Origin of the sequence: Sinomicrobium kalidii (assembly GCF_021183825.1) — a bacterium.
Taxonomy (GTDB): domain Bacteria; phylum Bacteroidota; class Bacteroidia; order Flavobacteriales; family Flavobacteriaceae; genus Sinomicrobium; species Sinomicrobium kalidii.
In genome coordinates this window covers 659,399-674,369 of the sequence record NZ_CP089211.1, presented here as the reverse complement: position 1 = coordinate 674,369, position 14,971 = coordinate 659,399, and the positions used below count along the sequence as shown (strand labels likewise).

Here is a 14,971-nt window from a genome sequence, read left to right as displayed (position 1 = left end):
AACAGTGAAAAATGGGATGGGTAAAATATATACTGACCTTTATTTTGTTAATGCTCATGGGCATGTTTACGGCCTTTGCCCAGGAAGAAGGACTGGCCGTGAAATGGCTGGACTGGGAAGAAGCCATCGAAAAGGTGGAAAATGAAGATACTCCCAAAAAAATATTTGTGGATGTCTATACAGATTGGTGCGGATGGTGTAAGAAAATGGATAAAAATACCTTTGCCAACCCGGAAGTGGCCGCTTATATGCGCAATAAATTCTATATGGTAAAACTGGACGGGGAGGGCAAGGAAGCGATTGAGTACAACGGGCGAACCTTCAAATATGTTCCGTCGGGTAAAAGGGGATACCACGAACTGGCGGCGGCATTGCTTCAAAACAGGTTCAGCTATCCTACGGGGGTTTTTCTCAATGAAAAACAACAACTGTTGTCTCCCGTTCCCGGGTACCAGGGGCCTGATAAGTTCCTGAAAGTTGCCAGGTATTTTGGCGATAATATTTATGAGACCACTTCCTGGGAAGAGTACTCGGACGGGTCGAGATAAAGACGGTTCGTTTTTAGTCCTGGAAAATAAAATGTTTTTTTTATTTTACAGGAAGCAGATTTCCTTATTCTTAATTCGACAGGTGCTGTTTTGTTAAAATATTTTTATATTTTTACTTAAAAAGACAGGTTTTTTATCGAAATGCTAAGGAATATACACTATGTTTTTATTGCTGTTCTGCTCGCGGCCTGCAAGCAGGAAGCTTCTGAAACCGGGACAGCCGAAATGAGGGAAGCTCCCCTGGAGACTGCACTTTCTTCCGATCTCACCAAAATACGAAAGGTGATGGACCACCCGGACAAACACGGGGTACAGGTCGTCTTTTCCCGGATCACTTATGATGATGCCGGTAAGCCGGTTTTCGAGGATTTTTCGTATCATGCCAATGACAGTGTTTATTTTTATCCGGCCAGCACGGTCAAGTTTCCGGTAGCCATATTGGCCATGGAAAGGTTGAAGGAGAAAAAGTGGATGGACCGGAATACGCGTTTTTACCTGGAGGAAGATACGGTGGAAACAACGGTAGCAGAGGAAGTGAAAAAGATATTTGCGGTGAGTGATAATGTAGCGTTTAACCGCCTTTTTGAGTTTTTGGGAACCGATTACATCAACCATAAAATGGAAGAGAAGGGGCTCGTTCCTTTCAGACTGTCACACCGGCTTTCTACAAGCGATGCGGCCAATATTGCTACCAAGCCTATCGTGGCTTATAAGAACGACACCACACTGGTGCAATTATTTTCCAGTTATAACGAAGAACCGCAACCGCTTGATCTGAAAGCCACGATGAAAGGAAAGGGGTATATGAAAGACAGCACTCTCGCCGAAGGCCCGATGGATTTTTCCCTGAAGAACTACTACCCGGTAAAAACGCTGCACAATACCATGAAAAGGCTTATTTTCCCCGAACAGTACCCGGAAGAACATAGATTTGACCTGAAGGACGGGGACCGGAAGTTCCTTCTTTATGCCATGAAAGCTACTCCAGGCCAGGCAGGCTATGACCGGGAGGAGTACCCCGATAGTTTCGACCGCTTTTTTATGTATGGTGATACCATTACCACAATCCCGGAAAACATAGAAATATACAATAAAGTAGGGTATGCCTACGGAACCCTAACTGACTGCGCTTATATCAAAGACAAGAAAAACAAGGTGGAATTTATACTTACGGCCACAGTGCTTGTCAATGAGAACGGTATTTTTAACGATGGTGTATACGATTATGAAGAAACCGGCCTGCCCTTTCTGGCCGAGTTGGGCAGACAGATTTATCAGAATGAACTTGCTGTCAAACAGTAAATTGTTTGGAGCTTGTTTTAAATAACCTTGGTTTTCCCCGGAATGGCATAGGGATAATACCCGTCTTCATTTGGTAATACCCTCGGTTTGGCATCCCAGTTGAGCTGTTCCGGCATAAGGCTTACTTCCGAATTCAGTGCTTCTTCCCAGCTAATGACCTTCCCGGAATAGGTGGCATACCGGCCCATTATGGCTGTCATGGTACTTTTAGCGGCATTTTCAGCATCGGCGAACTTGTATTCCCCTTTTGCAATGGCGGCAAAGAGTTCGTTGTGTTCCGTCTGGTAGGGATTGGGATTGTTTTCGCCATTGTGCTTATAGATTTCATTGCCGCCGGCATCCCATAACGTTCCGTGGTTTCCCGCATGCATAAAGCACCGTCCTTTTGTTCCCTGGAAAGTTTCGTCAACACGGTTGTGGACCCCCGGAAAATGCCGGCATTCACTGTGAATCACCGTACCGTCGTCATAGGTGAAGAGGACAACGTGATGGTCAAAGATCTCCCCGTTGTCTTTGCCTTTTCTCACCAGACGACCTCCCGTACCTTCGGCCTTAACCGGATAGCTTCCTTTAACCCAGTTGGCCACATCGATGTTGTGAACGTGCTGTTCCACGATATGATCGCCGCAAAGCCAGTTGAAGTAATACCAGTTTCGCATCTGGTACTCCATTTCTGTTTGCCCGGGCTGGCGCTCTCTTACCCAGACACCGCCGCCGTTCCAGAAAACCTGTCCGCCTACGATATCCCCGATGGCACCGTCGTGTATTTTTTTTATGGTTTCCACGTAGCTGTCCTGATATCTTCTTTGCAGACCGACTACTACATTCAGCTTTTTGGACCTGGCCTCTTCGGCTACCGCAAGTACTTTGCGAATACCGATGGCGTCGGTGGCCACAGGCTTTTCCATAAAAACCTGTTTGTTCTGTCTGACAGCTTCTTCAAAATGATAGGGACGGAATCCGGGAGGCGTGGCAATGATCACGACATCAGCTTCTTTTATGGCATGTTTGTACGCGTCAAACCCGATGAACTTTCGCTCTTCGGGAACATCCACTTTTTCTTTTCCGAATTTCCTGAGGAATTTGGAATAACTGTCTTCCAGGCGATCTTTAAAAGCATCGGCCATGGCTACGAGTTTGATGTTGTGCCCGGTTTCAAAGGCCTGGAATGTGGCCCCGGTTCCCCGGCCGCCGCAGCCTATAAGGGCGATTTTTATAACATCACTCCCGGCGGCATATGCTCCGGGAATGGAAAAAGGACTTAATACGGTAGCCCCGGCCGTGGCCAGGGTAGCTGTTTTCATGAAATCTCTTCGTGAATTGTTTCGGGATGGTTTCATAAGTGTTGTGCTGTTTTATGTAAAGTGTTTACGTTAACGTTTAAAAGATCAGGTTGATGCTGTATAAATCCGGTTGTTAGTTATGATCAATAATCTTCAATGGGGGGCTGGTTGTAATAGTTCATGATTTCTTCTTCCGAAGGCGGGTTCAACGGGCGTACGACCCGTATTCCCAAAAACGGGGCTTCGGGAAACCACCAATTGCTTTTCGGCATTTGCGGGTCGATCTTTTTCCAGTCCGGGGTGGAGGCGAAGCGTTTGGCAGACCGCAGGTCTTCTGCAGAACTTTTGTAGCTTCCGCCCCGGATGACCCGCGGGTATAGTTCGGTGGCTTCTGCAACGGGATTGTTTACGGTTTTTCCGGCATACTTCGTGTAGCTTTCGGGGGCATACTGGTCGACGGTCCATTCCATAACGTTCCCGAGAATGTCATACAGTCCCCAGGGATTGGGCTTTTTTTGGCCTATGGGATGGGTTTTGTCGTCACTGTTGTTTGCATACCAGGCGTAATCGGCAAGTTTTTCCGGGGAGTTTCCGAAGAAATAGGAAGACGTGCTCCCGGCACGGCATGCGTACTCCCATTCCGCCTCGGTGGGCAGGCGATAGAATACCCCGGTCTTTGTATACAGCCATTTGCAGAATTGTATGGCATTGTACTGTGTCATCCCAATAGCGGGCATGTTTTCTTTTCCCATGCCAAAGGTCATATCGAGATATGGGGTAGTGGGACGGGAAACCGCATCTACTTCATCAGTGAGCGGCGTATCACTTACGGATTGTTCATAACCTTTGTTCAGGAACATTTCATAGATGTCCCATGTGACCTCATGGGCTCCCATCCAGAAAGGGGCTATTTTTACCTTGTGTTGCGGGATTTCGTCTTTCTTGTGGTGAGGGTTGTCTTCCGTACTTCCCATCCGGTAGGTTCCTTCCGGTATGGGAATCATGTCAAAAGCGGCCGAAGTGCCCCGGATCTTTTGTGTATAAGGTTCAAAAGTGTCTTTTTGCAACCGGGAGGCCCATGCCGTTATTGTCAGGAATGCGACAGAACACCCGGCAAAGGTCAGAAGGGCATATATGCGTTTCCGAAACATTTTGCTTTAGTTGGTTAGGGTTGTGCTGAAAATCTTCGAATATTATATAATAATTATCACTTTTTTCAGGAATTAACATTATTTAACAAAAAAAGATCCGGTTTGTCGTATAACAAACCCGGATCTTTGTCTGAAAATACCGAAATGTTTGATTTACTGCATGGATTTGACTTTTTCCTGGAGTGCTTTTATTTCATCCCGTAGCGCGGCTGCCTGCATAAAATCGAGGTCTTTGGCCGCTTTTTCCATGGCTTTGCGTTTTTCGCGGATGGTTTTTTCCACCTGGTCTTTGGAACGGTATTCCATTTCCGGTTCGGCGGCCTGTAAATGATTGTTCCTGTTGTTGTTATGATATTCCGAAACCGGACTTCTGCTCAGGCTGCTGCCACTGTCTATTTTTTTGTTCAATGCCGTAGGGGTGATGTTGTTGGCTTCATTGTAGCTTATTTGTTTTTCCCTGCGGTAATTGGTCTCATCAATGGTTTTTTGCATGCTGTCCGTGATCCTGTCGGCATACATGATGGCTTTTCCGTTGAGGTTCCTTGCGGCCCTTCCCACGGTCTGTGTCAGGGAGCGGGCACTGCGTAAAAACCCTTCCTTGTCGGCGTCGAGAATGGCGACGAGGGATACTTCGGGCAGGTCCAGTCCTTCCCGGAGCAGGTTGACCCCGATAAGTACGTCGAACAGCCCTTTTCTCAGGTCCTGCATGATCTCTACCCGTTCCAGGGTGTCCACATCGCTGTGAATGTAACGGCACCGTACCTGTATCCTGCTCAGGTATTTTGTCAGTTCCTCGGCCATGCGTTTGGTGAGGGTAGTTACCAGTACGCGTTCGTCTTTATCTGTCCGGAGTTGTATTTCCTCCACGAGGTCATCGATCTGGTTCTGGCTGGGGCGCACTTCAATTTCCGGGTCGAGCAGGCCTGTGGGACGGATGACCTGTTCCACATAGATCCCGTCACTTTTTTGCAGTTCGTAGTCGGCCGGGGTGGCACTTACATAGATTACCTGGTTCTGGAGGGCTTCGAACTCTTCGAATTTCAGCGGGCGGTTGTCCATTGCAGCGGGGAGACGAAAACCGTATTCCACCAGGTTTTCCTTCCGGGAACGGTCACCACCGTACATGGCATGTACCTGGGGGATGGTCACGTGGCTTTCGTCCACCACCATGAGGTAATCGTCCGGGAAATAGTCGAGCAGGCAGAAGGGCCTTGTCCCGGCTTCGCGGCCGTCGAGGTAACGGGAGTAATTTTCTATTCCCGAACAGTATCCCAGTTCGCGGATCATTTCCAGGTCAAAATTCGTGCGTTCTTCAAGGCGTTTCGCTTCGAGCTGCTTCCCGGTTTCCCTGAAATAGTCGACCTGTTTTACCAGGTCGTCCTGGATCTGTTTGATGGCATTTTGCAATACGTCCGGGGAGGTCACGAATATATTGGCCGGGTAAATGTTCAGTTTCTCGTATTTTTCCTGGATCTGATTGGTCTGCGGGTCGAAGGCTTCGATGTCTTCTATTTCATCCCCGAAGAAGTGGATGCGAAAGGCATTGTCGGCATAACCGGGAAATACGTCCACCGTATCTCCCTTGATCCGGAAGGTGCCGTGAAGGAAATCTCCTGTTGTCCTGGAATAGAGGCTTTGTACCAGTTGATGCAGGAACCTGGTCCGGGAGATCACCTGGTCGCGTTCAATGGGAATGACGTTCTTCCTGAATTCCGTAGGGTTTCCTATGCCGTAGAGGCAGGATACCGAGGCTACAACCAGAACATCCCTTCTTCCGGAGAGCAGAGAGGAAGTGGTGCTGAGCCTGAGCTTTTCTATTTCATCATTGATGGAAAGGTCTTTTTCTATATAGGTTCCCGTTACGGGGATATAGGCTTCGGGCTGGTAATAATCGTAATAGGATACGAAATACTCTATGGCGTTATCGGGGAAGAACTGTTTGAATTCCGAATAGAGCTGTGCGGCCAGTGTCTTGTTATGGGCCAAGACCAGGGTGGGGCGTTGCACTTCTTCAATGACATTGGCAATGGAAAAGGTCTTTCCCGACCCGGTTACCCCGAGGAGCGTCTGGTACCTTTCGTCTTTAGTAATTCCGGAAACCAGTTGGCGTATGGCCTCAGGCTGGTCTCCCGTGGGTTTAAAATCTGATTTTACATGGAATTTCATGTTGTAAAGATAACGAACAAAGTCGGAAATCCGGCCTTCGAAATCAGAAGTAAAAGCGGGATTTTTTCAGTGGGGATCATCCGGGATCAATCTGAAAAGTCCTGGGGATAGTTTGACTTTAGTAATGGGAGGTAGCCGGATAAGGATCAAAGGTTATTGGATTTTTACTTGTTGTAAGTTTTTGGTTTTGGTTTTGCCACGGATACACGAATGTTTTTTGGGGTTGAATGTTGTATGTGAGGTTGATACATTGTAAATCCGGGATCGTTTCCGGCTTCCTGCCTTCCTTCATTTACAAAAAAACAAAGCATGCTGTACTGAAAGGTACAGCGGTTTGGGCAGGCTATGAAATTACGCTTTAGTTATTCAGTTATTTAGGCAGCACGCATGAACTCAATAATAACAAGACTATAATTTTTTTACACTACTCAAGAACTGCAATAATCTCCATTATCCCGAATCTATCGGGATCGGGAGCAGGGTTTTGGCCCTTCAATTGAAACGAATACAAACACTGTAACAAAAAGGAACTATTTCGTATTATGTCCTGCTGTCATACGTCTGAATTCCAACAATGTCTACAACTTTTAGGGATGATCCATAACCGGGGATTTCGGGTAAAATCAGGCCATAAAAAAACTCCCACCGGAGTAGGTGGAAGTTTGGGGCTAAATCAAACACAATCTCTGAAAAATGAGAACTTGTTAAAAACTATGAAATGCGCATATTGATGATTAAGTCTTGCTTATATACGCATCATGTAATGGTAACGTGAAAAATTACCATGTATTGTTGTGATACACAAAAAAAATAAATTTTAACATTCGGATGTTATAAAAACGGGCAACCGGTTATACGATCCGGTTGCCTGTTATCTTGTTTTATTATCAAGTTAAAGGTTAAAACCCTGCTCCCGATGGTTATCGGGATTATTGTAGTTACTTTAGTTTCTATAAATTTTTGTATATCCTTTGGTTATTGAGTTATTAGGTTATTGAGTTGCTGCGTATTGACTAAATAACTCAATAACCAATAACTATGGCAATTTCATTGCTTTCCTAAACCTCTGGACTTGCAGTCCAGCGTGGTTTATTTTAGCACGAAACTCAATCTTGCGAAAAGGAAGCGTCCTCCTATTCCGAATTGCTGTGCCCTTCTTGACCAGTCGAACCGGCCGTCGCTCCTGTTGTTCTGGATTCCGTCCACATCGGGTTGTGAATCTCCCGTAAAGGCCCTGTCGGGATAGATGTCAAACAGGTTGTTCGCGCCTACGGTTAGGGTCAGTGCATCCGTAAATTGGTAGCCGAACGAAAGGTCGGTTACTATTTTGGTGCCGAATACTTGCTGGTTTTCTATAACATTGGTAGCCTCGGTGACCTCTCCGAAGAATACGTTTCTCAGAAATACATTGAATTTGTCCGTAGTCAGGCTGTTGGTCAGGTTGACCTTTGTCCTCGGTACGGCTTCTTCAAGATAGATGCGGCTTTCTTCGGGGAAGTAGGTCTCTACCAGTCCTGCTTCTTCCAGCACGGGAGAGGCCTTGATGTTGCCTACCCTTCGGGTTTGTGATAATGTGGCAGAAAGGTCATTTTTCAGTTGTACTTTATCACTCAGGTAGGCCTTATGGGTGATCACCATGTCCAGTCCTTTGGATTCGGTATCTATGGCGTTGGCAAAGAACGCTGCCCTGGAGGCGTTGGCCTGGTTGAAGAGTACCTGCAATTCCTCATTGTCTCCCGGTTGGAACTGTCCGGTATATACAATGCGGTCGTCGATGGCCACAAAATAACCGTCTACGGTGATGGAGATATTGGCTTCGGGGAGTTTTGCCGTAAAACCTACACTTACGCTTTTGGAGGTTTCTTCCTTCAGGTCGGGAATACCGAGTAATTTGGCAACACGACTGTCATTGGAGAAGGTCCCGACTTCCTGTGGGTTTCCCTGGTTATCAAATACCGTGGAAGTGGAATTAAAATACAACTGGTGCAGGGAAGGTGCGCGGAAACCGGTGTTTAGTGCCGCCCTGAGGTTGAGGTTTTCCGTGGCTTTTACCCTGGTGGCCACCTTAAAGTTGATGGTGGACCCGAAATCGGAATAGTTTTCGAACCTGGTGGCAAAGCTGGCCAGGAACCTTTCCGTAAAGTCGGCTTCGATATCGAAATAGCCGCCTATACTGGTCCGGTCACGGGCAAGGGCATTGGTTTCGCTGAAGCCCGGGAATACCTGTGACCCTCCCGGCCTCGGGGCACCGAAGAAGTCCGTCCGGGGTTGCTGTGCATCTGTGGTAATGGGCATTCCGTTAACATCATACTGAGCATAAGATGCCAGCTCCCCTGCCAGGATCTCATATTTTTCAAAACGGTGTTCCGCCCCGAAAGCGATGTTCAGCCCGGCAAAGACATCGTCAAAAAAGCGGTTAATATCCAGGTTGGTAGTGTTTTGTGCAAAGGCAAATCCCCCGGCATCAAAACGGGTAGGGGAGGAATTCAGCATGGAAGCATTGGAAGTGTTGGAGATTTCATAATCAAATGAATTTTTTCCGTACGTATTGCTGAAGTCTACGTTCCAGTTGTTTATTTTTCCCTTGATCCCTACGGATAAAGAGCGGTCCTTGATCTTGGAATTGATCTCCGGGAGAAAACCGTTGATGTAAGCCGGAGTATAAGTCCTGGACTGGTTGGGTAACCGGTAGAACCCGGCCGAGTTCCCTGCCCTTGAGCTGATCCCGGCAAAGGAATAGAGCTCGGTACCATTGTCGTCCAGCGGTAGGGAGAAATTGGCCATAAACCTTCCGCCGCGCAGGGCAGACTGTCCCACTCTCATGTTAAAGTCCGTGCGTTGCATGCCACGGGCGGCCAGTTCTGCCTCGGTTACATCGGTTCCCAATATGTCCTGCAACTGTTCAATGTTATTGGCGCCGGCAATCTGGTTTTGCAACTCCGGGGAGAAATGAGAAACCTGAGCGCCGTACTGTTTTATGGCATCTACGTCGGTAAAAAGGTTGCTGATGTCGTATCCGTTAGCATTGGCAACGTTTTCAATGGAATTATAGGCGTTGAAAATACTGCCTTCCCATTCTTTCATCCGGTTGTAGTCGTCGCGGTAATCGAAATCCCCGGTAAAATTGATAAAGCCGCCATTGTCCCCCAGGGGCAATCCGTAGTTGGCGCTGATATTTGTGGAGGCACCGTCCACACCTCCGGTCTGCTCTTCGGCATTTTTGGAGAAATTAGCCCCGGTAGTGGCAGTTACGGTGAGTTCGTTGACATTCCTGTTGAGCACAATGTTAATAACCCCGGCAATGGCATCGGAGCCGTATTGTGCGGCTGCCCCGTCGCGGAGTACTTCTATACGCTGTATGGCGGCAGCAGGTATGGCGTTGAGGTCGGTACCTACATTTCCCCGTCCGAAGGTCCCATTGACGTTGATAAGGGAAGAGGTGTGCCTTCGTTTTCCGTTAATAAGTACCAGTACCTGGTCCGGCCCCAGTCCGCGGAGTGATGCCGGGTCTACGTGGTCTGTTCCGTCAGATATGGTTTGTGTGTTGGAGGAAAACGAAGGGGCCACATAGTTGAGTATCTGGTTCAGGTTGACCTGCGGGCCCTGTGACATCAGTTCCTTTACATCGATCACGTCCACAGGCACCGCGGTTTCGGTGGCTGTCCTTGCCGGGTTCCTGGAGCCTACTACAACCACGTTTTCGAGCGCGACTCCCGATTCGAGTTGTACGTCCAGGTCGGCAGAACTGACGGTTACCTGTTTACTGTCAAAACCGATGTAGGAAAAAATGAGCACGTCACCGACGCTGGCGTCAATGGCGTAGTTCCCGTCAAAATCTGTAGTAGTTCCCTGGGTAGTCCCTTTAACGGCGATGGAAACCCCGATAAGGGGCTCGCCGGAATCGTCCGTTACTTTCCCGGAAACCGTAAGTTCCTGGGAAAAGCCATGTAAATAAAATAAGCATAGGCTAAGCATTGATAAGATTCTTTTCATGGATAAGCATTTTTAGTGTTAGTGATGTCAAAAATATGTTAAATAATTGTAATAAAATATGTTTTAAAAGTTAAATTGAAATCTTATGAAGTGTGTACGTAGCTTAATATTGAATACGTATATTTTGTACGAAGGTATTTTAAACCGGAAAGGCCCTTTTTTTCGGGGCCCCCGGTCAATACCGTAATAGTTGTTATTTTCCGGTGTGTTTATTTTAACCGGTCCAGAAGGGTTATCAACCTTTTGGCTTCATTCCTGGCTTTTTGCGATACTTCTTCTTTTGTATATCCGGCAGTGAGCGACGTTTCGTGAAAATAAAAAGGGTCTATATAGTTCATTTGTGAGAAATAGGCGGTTTGCTCCAGGTTTTTACAAAACTCATGCACACGGAAATGGTGTTCGCCGAGTGTTTTATAATCGCTTTCGGGGCCGCCGATCGTAAAACTCGGTATAAAATTCTTGCCTTTTAACTTGTCGCCTTTTGACCCGAAGGCAAATTGATATTCAAATACAATGTCAAACCAGTGTTTGAGTATGGCAGGCATATTATACCAATATAAGGGATATTGAAAAACAATGGTTTTGTGCCTTAACAGTGTTTTCTGCTCTGCTTCGGCGTCTATTTTATAATCGGGGTAATGTTTTTGAAGGTGCCTGACTTCAATGTTCAGGTGACTGTGTTGTAATTCCTCCACAATGGTCTTGTTCGCGATCGATTTGTCGAAATCGGGATGTCCTAAGATGATAAGTGCCATAACTATATTTTTTATTACTATAAAAATTATAGTTGCAAAACTATCTTTAGCTGATTACATTTGCAATAACTATCCGATTGGATAGGTTGAAAAAGATGCGGCCGATGAAAACAGAATGTTTAAGTGACTACGTAAAGCTGAACGGAAAGGTTTATCCCTGTACCGTGAGTATGGCCATGGACCTGGTTGGCGGAAAGTGGAAAACGGTTATCCTTTATCATCTTAAAGATGGAAAGAAGCGTTTTAGTGAACTCAACAGGGAGATGCCGGGAATTACGGAAATGACGTTGAGCTTACAGTTAAAGCAACTGGAAAAAGACGGACTGGTATCCAGAAGCGTTTACGGGAAAAAGCCTCCGGTCAGGGTGGTTTATGATCTAACACCCTTTGGCAGGACTTTTGTCCCGGTCCTGGATGCTGTTACGGCCTGGGGTAATCAAACGGCACGGGAAAAAGGGGAATTTGTTGATGAGCTTGCGTAGGTGTGCTATAACGGGTTTGTTTCTTCAGGCTGTTTTTACTCCTGATCATATTCAATTTTGTGCTATTGCCGGGTAAATTTACACCATTTCCCGGTTGATCTTATAATTTTCATCATCAAAACAAACGATAATAACTTCACTGATCTGGTGTTCGGAGTTTTCGAGAAAGTCCCTGACCGATCTTTGTGCTATTTCAGCGGCCAGCGGTTTGGGAAACCGGTAAACCCCGGTGCTGATGTTCGGAAAGGCGATGGTTTTACACTGATGGCCGTTTGCCAGCATTAATGAATTCCGATAGCAATTATACAGTAACTCCGGTTCTCCTTTTTCACCTCCGTTCCAGACAGGGCCCACGGTATGGATCACATATTTAGCCGGTAAATTCCCTGCGGTGGTGACTACGGCTTCGCCGGTCCGGCATTCTCCCCGGTGGGCTACTATTTTTTTACAGTCTTCCAGTATTTCCGGCCCTCCGGCCCTGTGAATGGCTCCGTCAACACCCCCGCCACCCATTAATGAGTTATTCGCTGCATTGACTATGGCATCGGCTTTTATTTTGGTGATGTCTCCTTTTATAATTTGTAGGGTATGGTTCCGCATAATTCCGTATTACACCTTGTTTGTCCCAGATTGTTGTCAATTTAATTATTTTTCAACTTTTACTTACTATGTGAGCTTTAAAATGCTCCGATGTTTGCTTCGGAATGTTTTTTGGGATTTGCCGATTGATGCCTTGCGGGTTTGTTCCGACGTTGTTGACTACTAATTCATCTCTTTATTTTCTGCTACTTCGGGACTTGTTCCCCGCTTTGTTCAAACAGGGATGGATAAAAGCACTACTTTTTACGTGTGAGATAAAATAAATTCCAGGCGCCGGAATTGGACTCGACGATGTCCGGCAATCCGTCGTTATTTAAATCGTCAATTGCTATGTGATACGTATCCTCTTTTAAATCCTTTCTTAATCCGATGGCTTCAAAAGTGCCGTTGGCATTGCCTAAATACACATAATTCTGTTGTTCCGAATTGCCTTCTATAATGTCCGGGTGTCCATCCCGGTTCAGGTCGGCGGCTTTAATGGAAGCTGTCATACGTTCTCCTCCGAACGAAGATATTCGGGTAAAAGTCAATTCCTTGTTTCCGAAATGAATACTGTTTTTTGTCCCCAGGTTTCCGGTTACAATGTCCGGGAGCCCATCGTTATTGAAATCGGCAATGTCTACCGAGCGTGTTTCGTCGTCTTCGTTCCCGAATGCAATGTGCCGGGTAAAATTTAGTGTTCCGTCGTTGAAGTAAATCTTGTTTTTTGACCGCCGTTCTGCTGTTATCAGGTCCGGGAGACCGTCATTATTGATGTCGGCTACTTTAACCTGAATGGTCTGGTCGGAATTTTTACCGAAGACGATAATATGGTCGAAGTTGCCGTTCCCATCGTTCAGGCAGATCTCGTTTTCGGCTTTTCGGTTGGCTATTACCAGGTCTGTATCGCCATCATTGTCTATATCAACAGCCGTTAAATCCCGCGATGCCGATGTCGGGTTTCCAAAAGAAATTCCTTTTGTAAAAGTATTACCGGCCGATCCGAAATACAAGTTGTTTTCTGTTTTGTCATTGACTACGGCGATGTCCATAAAGCCGTCGTTATTGAAATCGGCACCTGTCATGGCATATGAAGCGTCCATAAGATCGCCTACGGGCCGGGCGGTTTTAAAATGTCCGTTTCCGTCGTTGTAATACAAATAGTTTTGTTCGGCCCAATGCCTTCCGTTGGCGACCAATGCATCCGGATCGCCGTCCTTGTCCATATCGCAAAGGGTTATGGAGGCTGTTCGGTAGGATTGTGTGCCTATGGACAAAAATCCGTCGTAATTTTCAAAGCTTATGTCCTGGGAAATTCCTTTAAGGGAAATCGCAAAGAACAGGGTCAGTGTTAATATCCTGGTTGTCATTATTTTTTTATGGATTACAACTTGTCCATAAATATACGTTATATATGTTAATGCACTTTTTTGTCTTTTAAGCGCTTTTTCCGCATAGCTAAAAACGATATTAACTTAATTTGATACTCCTGACATAGTGTTGTCACAAGCCTGCTTTATTTTTGCTAAGAACATTAATAGTACGATCTATGATTAATTTACCTACTGAATCATTTTACCCGGCCAATGGACAGCAATGGAGAGCATGGTTACAGGAAAACCATGATAAAGAACAATCGGTTTGGCTCATTCGTTATAAGAAGAAATCGGGCATACCTACGATCTCCTGGAGTGATGCCGTTGACGAGGCCCTTTGTTTTGGCTGGATCGATAGTAAAGCAAAGCCTATTGACGACGAAAAATACATGCAGTTTTTCAGCAGGCGAAAAGCTGTTAGTACCTGGTCAAAAGTGAATAAGGAAAAAGTTCAAAAACTTATTGAAGAAGGGCGTATGACCGAAGCGGGCCTGAAAAGCATAGCAGTTGCAAAACAAAACGGTTCCTGGACCATTTTGGATACGGTAGAGGCGCTTATCATTCCCGATGATCTGGAGGAAGCGTTCAGGACCAGTCCCGGTTCAAAGGACTTCTTTTTGGGGCTGAGCAAATCCGTAAAAAAACATATTTTGCAGTGGCTTGTGCTTGCAAAACGGGAAGCGACCAGGCAAAAGCGTATCCGGGAAATAGTGGAAAGTGCGGGGCAAAAGCTCAAACCCGGACCATTAAGATAAAATATAAAAGTGCTTATGGCCTGTTAAAAACCGTTATTTCCCTTTCGAAGTAAACCTGTTCCTTTTCTTCAGGGTGATTCTTTACATCGCAATAGTATACTCCTCTTGCAAAGACCCTGACTACCAGGGGGTGTGCCGGGTCTGCTTTGGCGCAGACCACATCTCCTGTTTTAAATAAATTGCTCATGACTTTTATTTTTAGGTTATACCTCTAATTCGTCATAACCGCTTTTCAGAATAATCGAAAGCATTTTAAACCTTCGATTGGCTTCTATGGTATGGGGTGTGTGTCCCGGAATTATTATACAATCGCCGTTTTGTAAATAGGTCGATTGTTCATTAATAACAACTTCGGCTTCTCCTTCAATAACCTGGATAAACGTTGAAAACGGTGTTGCCCTGGGGATATAAACTTTGCCATAGTCTATGGCCAGGGCCATGATATTTCCGGTCTTTTCATTCAGAATATGCTTTGTAACTATGGTGTTTGATACATATTCCAGTTTATCCTTAATTCTGAAAGCGATTAATTTTTTAAATTCCTGATTTTTCATGGCCCCGTACCTTTTTGTTGAATATGG

At 45.9% G+C, this 14,971-nt stretch carries 13 protein-coding genes; 4 read left to right on the top strand and 9 right to left on the bottom strand.

Going from position 1 to position 14,971, the window contains the following annotated elements:
* Nucleotides 1-11: 11 nt before the first annotated feature.
* Entirely contained in the window at nucleotides 12-548 is a 537-nt protein-coding gene (locus tag LS482_RS02625; RefSeq protein ID WP_437441006.1) for a thioredoxin family protein, read from the top strand.
* 141 nt (nucleotides 549-689) lie between these two features.
* Nucleotides 690-1,850: a serine hydrolase gene (locus tag LS482_RS02620; protein WP_233030200.1), complete on the top strand. Its 1,161-nt coding sequence runs from the start codon at nucleotides 690-692 to the stop codon at nucleotides 1,848-1,850.
* A gap of 17 nt (nucleotides 1,851-1,867) precedes the next feature.
* Here LS482_RS02620 and LS482_RS02615 read toward each other — a convergent pair whose 3' ends face one another.
* The 5 genes from LS482_RS02615 to LS482_RS02595 form a co-directional block, all read right to left on the bottom strand.
* Nucleotides 1,868-3,190, bottom strand: a complete 1,323-nt coding sequence (locus LS482_RS02615; protein WP_233030199.1) for a Gfo/Idh/MocA family protein — start codon at nucleotides 3,188-3,190, stop codon at nucleotides 1,868-1,870.
* An 86-nt stretch (nucleotides 3,191-3,276) separates the two neighbouring features.
* Nucleotides 3,277-4,284, bottom strand: a complete 1,008-nt coding sequence (locus LS482_RS02610; protein WP_233030198.1) for a formylglycine-generating enzyme family protein — start codon at nucleotides 4,282-4,284, stop codon at nucleotides 3,277-3,279.
* Between the two features lie 153 nt (nucleotides 4,285-4,437).
* Nucleotides 4,438-6,450 carry an excinuclease ABC subunit UvrB gene (gene uvrB, locus LS482_RS02605; RefSeq protein WP_233030197.1) on the bottom strand — a complete coding sequence of 671 codons (2,013 nt, stop codon included), beginning with the start codon at nucleotides 6,448-6,450 and terminating at the stop codon, nucleotides 4,438-4,440.
* Between the two features lie 1,089 nt (nucleotides 6,451-7,539).
* Nucleotides 7,540-10,443: a TonB-dependent receptor gene (locus LS482_RS02600; RefSeq protein ID WP_233030196.1), complete on the bottom strand. Its 2,904-nt coding sequence runs from the start codon at nucleotides 10,441-10,443 to the stop codon at nucleotides 7,540-7,542.
* A gap of 209 nt (nucleotides 10,444-10,652) precedes the next feature.
* Nucleotides 10,653-11,198 (bottom strand): NAD(P)H-dependent oxidoreductase, encoded by a 546-nt coding sequence (locus LS482_RS02595; protein WP_233030195.1) that lies wholly within the window; start codon nucleotides 11,196-11,198, stop codon nucleotides 10,653-10,655.
* 104 nt (nucleotides 11,199-11,302) lie between these two features.
* Here LS482_RS02595 and LS482_RS02590 point away from each other — a divergent pair, with 104 nt between their 5' ends.
* The gene (locus LS482_RS02590; protein WP_233030194.1) at nucleotides 11,303-11,680 is read left to right on the top strand and encodes a winged helix-turn-helix transcriptional regulator; all 378 of its coding nucleotides are present in this window, start codon (nucleotides 11,303-11,305) and stop codon (nucleotides 11,678-11,680) included.
* Nucleotides 11,681-11,758: 78 nt separating this feature from the next.
* On the opposite strand, the gene LS482_RS02585 is transcribed toward LS482_RS02590, so the two are convergent.
* Both LS482_RS02585 and LS482_RS02580 read right to left on the bottom strand, forming a co-directional pair.
* Complete coding sequence (locus LS482_RS02585; protein ID WP_233030193.1) at nucleotides 11,759-12,280, bottom strand: O-acetyl-ADP-ribose deacetylase; 522 nt, start codon at nucleotides 12,278-12,280, stop codon at nucleotides 11,759-11,761.
* A 236-nt stretch (nucleotides 12,281-12,516) separates the two neighbouring features.
* A complete protein-coding gene (locus LS482_RS02580; RefSeq protein WP_233030192.1) occupies nucleotides 12,517-13,629 on the bottom strand; it encodes an FG-GAP repeat domain-containing protein in 1,113 nt (370 codons plus the stop codon).
* A gap of 179 nt (nucleotides 13,630-13,808) precedes the next feature.
* Here LS482_RS02580 and LS482_RS02575 point away from each other — a divergent pair, with 179 nt between their 5' ends.
* Nucleotides 13,809-14,390 (top strand): YdeI/OmpD-associated family protein, encoded by a 582-nt coding sequence (locus LS482_RS02575; RefSeq protein WP_233030191.1) that lies wholly within the window; start codon nucleotides 13,809-13,811, stop codon nucleotides 14,388-14,390.
* 13 nt (nucleotides 14,391-14,403) lie between these two features.
* On the opposite strand, the gene LS482_RS02570 is transcribed toward LS482_RS02575, so the two are convergent.
* Together LS482_RS02570 and LS482_RS02565 are read right to left on the bottom strand one after the other, a co-directional pair.
* Nucleotides 14,404-14,577, bottom strand: a complete 174-nt coding sequence (locus LS482_RS02570) for a hypothetical protein (RefSeq protein ID WP_233030190.1) — start codon at nucleotides 14,575-14,577, stop codon at nucleotides 14,404-14,406.
* 16 nt (nucleotides 14,578-14,593) lie between these two features.
* Nucleotides 14,594-14,944, bottom strand: a complete 351-nt coding sequence (locus LS482_RS02565) for a cupin domain-containing protein (RefSeq protein ID WP_233030189.1) — start codon at nucleotides 14,942-14,944, stop codon at nucleotides 14,594-14,596.
* Nucleotides 14,945-14,971: the final 27 nt, after the last annotated feature.

Coding starts and splice junctions, on each gene's coding strand:
- LS482_RS02625 (WP_437441006.1), top strand. CDS start 12: ATGGGATGGGTAAAATATATACTGACCTTTATTTTGTTAATGCTCATG.
- LS482_RS02620 (WP_233030200.1), top strand. CDS start 690: ATGCTAAGGAATATACACTATGTTTTTATTGCTGTTCTGCTCGCGGCC.
- LS482_RS02615 (WP_233030199.1), bottom strand. CDS start 3,190: ATGAAACCATCCCGAAACAATTCACGAAGAGATTTCATGAAAACAGCT.
- LS482_RS02610 (WP_233030198.1), bottom strand. CDS start 4,284: ATGTTTCGGAAACGCATATATGCCCTTCTGACCTTTGCCGGGTGTTCT.
- uvrB (WP_233030197.1), bottom strand. CDS start 6,450: ATGAAATTCCATGTAAAATCAGATTTTAAACCCACGGGAGACCAGCCT.
- LS482_RS02600 (WP_233030196.1), bottom strand. CDS start 10,443: ATGAAAAGAATCTTATCAATGCTTAGCCTATGCTTATTTTATTTACAT.
- LS482_RS02595 (WP_233030195.1), bottom strand. CDS start 11,198: ATGGCACTTATCATCTTAGGACATCCCGATTTCGACAAATCGATCGCG.
- LS482_RS02590 (WP_233030194.1), top strand. CDS start 11,303: ATGAAAACAGAATGTTTAAGTGACTACGTAAAGCTGAACGGAAAGGTT.
- LS482_RS02585 (WP_233030193.1), bottom strand. CDS start 12,280: ATGCGGAACCATACCCTACAAATTATAAAAGGAGACATCACCAAAATA.
- LS482_RS02580 (WP_233030192.1), bottom strand. CDS start 13,629: ATGACAACCAGGATATTAACACTGACCCTGTTCTTTGCGATTTCCCTT.
- LS482_RS02575 (WP_233030191.1), top strand. CDS start 13,809: ATGATTAATTTACCTACTGAATCATTTTACCCGGCCAATGGACAGCAA.
- LS482_RS02570 (WP_233030190.1), bottom strand. CDS start 14,577: ATGAGCAATTTATTTAAAACAGGAGATGTGGTCTGCGCCAAAGCAGAC.
- LS482_RS02565 (WP_233030189.1), bottom strand. CDS start 14,944: ATGAAAAATCAGGAATTTAAAAAATTAATCGCTTTCAGAATTAAGGAT.